This window comes from Cupriavidus sp. 05T41 (genome assembly GCF_056396525.1).
In genome coordinates, this window is sequence record NZ_JBFTLQ010000177.1 from 1 (window position 1) to 3,837 (window position 3,837).

Genomic DNA, 3,837 nt, shown 5'->3' on the forward strand with positions numbered 1-3,837 from the left:
CCCCGTCGCCGACGCCGGCCACAACGTCGCCGCCGGCAACGCCGCTGGCGGCCAGCCGCTGGAAATCGACGCGCTGATCGTCGGCGCGGGACCGGTCGGACTCTTCCAGGTCTTCGAACTGGGCCTGCTTGAAATCAAGGCGMACGTGATCGACTCGCTGAAAGTCGTGGGCGGCCAGTGCGTCGAACTCTATCCGGACAAGCCGATCTACGACATCCCGGCGGTGCCCATCTGCACSGGCCAGGAGCTGACCGACAACCTGCTCAAGCAGATCGAGCCGTTCGAGCCGACCTTCCACCTGGGGCAGGAAGTTGCCGTGGTGGAGCGCCGTGAAGACGGCCGCTTCTTCGTCGAGACCTCGCTCGGAACGCGCCTCATCACCAAGACGATCTTTATCGCCGCCGGCGTGGGCTCGTTCCAGCCGCGCACGGTAAAGGTCGAAGGCATCGACAAGTTCGACGGCAAGCAGCTGTTCTACCGTGTCAAGGATCCGAGCCGCTTCCACGGCCGCAACCTCGTCATCGTCGGCGGCGGCGACTCCGCCCTTGACTGGGCGCTGGACCTGGTCGGCAAGGCCGAGTCGGTGGTGATGATCCATCGCCGCKACGGCTTCCGCGCCGCGCCGGCATCGGTCGCCAAGATGAAGGAACTGTGCGAGCAGATGGAGATGCAGTTCCTGGTCGGCCAGATCGGCGGCTACGAAGAAAAGGACGGCCTGCTCACGGGAATMAAGGTGACCGGTGCCGATGGCGTGACCCGCCGCCTGCCGCTCGATGACCTGCTGGTGTTCTTCGGCCTCTCGCCCAAGCTCGGTCCCATCGCAGAGTGGGGCCTGGACCTGGAGCGCAAGCAGATCAAGGTKGACACGGAGAAGTTCGAGACCAATATCCCCGGCATCTTCGCGGTGKGCGATATCAACACCTACCCCGGCAAGAAGAAGCTGATCCTCTCGGGCTTCCACGAAGCCGCGCTGGCCGCCTTCGGTGCCGCGCCGTATATCTTCCCCGCGAAGAAGATCCACATGCAGTACACCACGACCTCGCCGAAGCTGCACAAGATCCTCGGCGTCGATTCGCCGGTGTTCGACTGAGCCAGGGGCGCCCTGCTCGCMGGCCCCGTCCGGCAATCGGGCGCAACATAAAAAAACCGTCCTCCGGGGCGGTTTTTTTATGGCAAAAAATAAAAAGCTCTCCTATAATCTGGCCCTCGCCACCGGACACCGGCAGCGCAGGCCAGATCATCGGCCAGGCGCGTGGGTCGTTCAGGCGGAACCAGAAGTTTCGCAGCACCKGCAGCAAAAGCAGCAAAAAGTTGTCGCCAGGGTGTTGACGAATAAAAGAGAAACTGGTTATAATCCTTTTCTCAGCTGTTCCCTGATAGCTCAGTTGGTAGAGCGACGGACTGTTAATCCGCAGGTCGCTGGTTCGAGCCCAGCTCGGGGAGCCAAAGAACGTGAAAGGCCCGCAAGAAATTGCGGGCCTTTTTCACATGGCGCTTCGCTTTCCAAGCTCTCCTGGCGCATTGCTACGCCGAAGCACTCCGCGCGGGCTGCCCATACAGCCCACATTCCAGATCGCTCTCCAGTTCCTCTATCCACTCCAGCCCGGGGGCTGCCTCATAGGCGCTTTGCGCACTGTTGGAGAGCCGCCTCACGCTGAGCCGGCGCGGATCGCCGGCGACGACCGGTTCCTGCTGGATCTCGAAATCGTTGGGCACGAAGCCCAGCCGCTCGCACAAGACCTGGACCTCGTGCTGTTCATCGGCGGGCAAGTGGGGATATAGCTGCTCGGCCATCGCACTCTCCTTTCGAGTCAATGCGGCGCCGCGCGGCACGCAAGCCGCGCGATGCCCTCGCCCTGCCGCTCAGGGCACGCTAGCGCGTCTGCCGGCTATTGATGACGGCCTCCGCCACATTTGCCGGTGCTTCCGTGTAATGCTTGAATTCCATCGTGTAGGTGGCACGCCCCTGGGTCAGCGAGCGCAGCGAGGTCGAGTAGCCGAACATCGTGGCCAGTGGCACTTCGGCGCGCACCAGCTTGCCACCGCCGCCCGCGATGTCCTCCATGCCGTGCACGATGCCGCGGCGCGATGACAGGTCACCCATCACGTTGCCKGTGAATTCCTCGGGCGTCTCCACTTCCACCGCCATCATCGGCTCGAGCAGGATCGGCTTGGCACGGCGCATCCCCTCCTTGAACGCCATCGAGCCGGCCATGCGGAACGCGTTTTCGTTCGAGTCGACATCGTGGTAGGAGCCGAACACCAGCGTGGCCTTGACGTCCACCACCGGGTAGCCGGCCAGCACGCCGGTTTCCAGTGTCTCGCGGATGCCCTTGTCCACGGCAGGAATGAATTCGCGCGGCACCACGCCACCCTTGATCGCATCGACGAATTCATAGCCCTTGCCGGCCGGCTGCGGATCCAGGTCGATCACCACATGGCCATACTGGCCGCGCCCGCCGGACTGCTTGACGAACTTGCCCTCGACATCCTTCGCGCCCTGCTTGATGGTCTCGCGGTACGCCACCTGCGGCTTGCCGACGGAGGCCTCCACATTGAACTCGCGCCGCATGCGGTCGACCAGGATTTCCAGGTGCAGCTCGCCCATGCCGGAGATGATGGTCTGGCCCGATTCCTCGTCCGTATGCACGCGGAACGACGGATCTTCCTGCGCCAGGCGGTTCAGGGCCAGGCCCATCTTTTCCTGGTCGGCCTTGGTCTTGGGCTCGACGGCCTGCGAGATCACCGGCTCCGGGAAACTCATGCGCTCGAGGATGATCACGTTGGTCGGATCGCACAGCGTGTCCCCGGTGGTCGCCTCCTTGAGGCCGACCGCGGCGGCGATGTCGCCGGCGCGCACCTCCTTGATCTCGCTGCGCACATTGGCGTGCATCTGCAGGATGCGCCCGAGCCGCTCCTTCTTGTCCTTGACCGKGTTGTACACGGTGTCGCCGGAATTCACCACGCCGGAATAGACGCGGAAGAAGATCAGCTGCCCGACGAAGGGATCGGTCATGATCTTGAAGGCCAGCGCGGAGAACGGCTCGTCGTCGCTGGGATGGCGCTCCRCCTCCTTGTCGTCCACGGTATGGCCCAGGATGGCGGGCACATCCACCGGCGACGGCAGGTAGTCGATGACGGCATCGAGCAGCGTCTGCACGCCCTTGTTCTTGAACGCGCTGCCGCATAGCATCKGCACGATCTCGTTGGCGACGGTGCGCTTGCGCAGGGCCGCCTTGATCTCTTCCTCGCTCAGCGCCTCGCCGCCCAGGTACTTGTGAAGCAGTTCGTCACTGGCTTCGGCTGCGGCCTCCACCATTTTCTCGCGCCATTCKGTCGCCAGCGCCAGCAGCTCGGGGGGGACGTCGCGATACTCGAAGTGCAGGCCCTGGCTGGTGTCGTCCCATACCGTGGCCTTCATCTTGACCAGGTCGATCACGCCCTGGAAACCGTCCTCGGCGCCGATCGGAATCTGCACCGGCACCGGGTTGCCCTTGAGGCGCTCGCCGATCTGCGCGCGCACGCGGAAGAAATCCGCACCGACGCGGTCCATCTTGTTGACGAAGGCGATGCGCGGCACCTTGTATTTGTTGGCCTGGCGCCAGACGGTCTCCGACTGCGGCTGCACGCCGCCTACCGCGTCGTAGACCATGCACGCGCCGTCGAGCACGCGCATGGAGCGTTCCACCTCGATGGTGAAGTCCACGTGGCCCGGGGTGTCGATGATGTTGATGCGGTGCTCGGGATAGTTGCCGGCCATGCCCTTCCAKAAGGMGGTGGTCGCAGCCGAGGTGATGGTGATGCCACGCTCCTGCTCCTGCTCCATCCAGTCCATGG

At 63.9% G+C, this 3,837-nt stretch carries 3 protein-coding genes and 1 tRNA gene; 2 read left to right on the forward strand and 2 right to left on the reverse strand.

Annotated elements, in window-relative coordinates; translation table 11 throughout:
• The first annotated feature begins 58 nt into the window (after positions 1-58).
• Positions 59-1,090 carry an NAD(P)/FAD-dependent oxidoreductase gene (locus tag AC1DKV_RS40185; RefSeq protein ID WP_477139731.1) on the forward strand — a complete coding sequence of 344 codons (1,032 nt, stop codon included), beginning with the start codon at positions 59-61 and terminating at the stop codon, positions 1,088-1,090.
• A gap of 280 nt (positions 1,091-1,370) precedes the next feature.
• Positions 1,371-1,446: transfer RNA gene (locus tag AC1DKV_RS40190), tRNA-Asn, on the forward strand.
• Positions 1,447-1,524: 78 nt separating this feature from the next.
• Here the strand turns inward: AC1DKV_RS40190 and AC1DKV_RS40195 are convergent.
• Together AC1DKV_RS40195 and fusA are read right to left on the reverse strand one after the other, a co-directional pair.
• Complete coding sequence (locus AC1DKV_RS40195) at positions 1,525-1,794, reverse strand: hypothetical protein (protein ID WP_441619350.1); 270 nt, start codon at positions 1,792-1,794, stop codon at positions 1,525-1,527.
• Between the two features lie 79 nt (positions 1,795-1,873).
• Positions 1,874-3,837: elongation factor G (gene fusA, locus AC1DKV_RS40200; RefSeq protein ID WP_477139730.1), on the reverse strand; the 1,964-nt coding region annotated here is incomplete at its 5' end.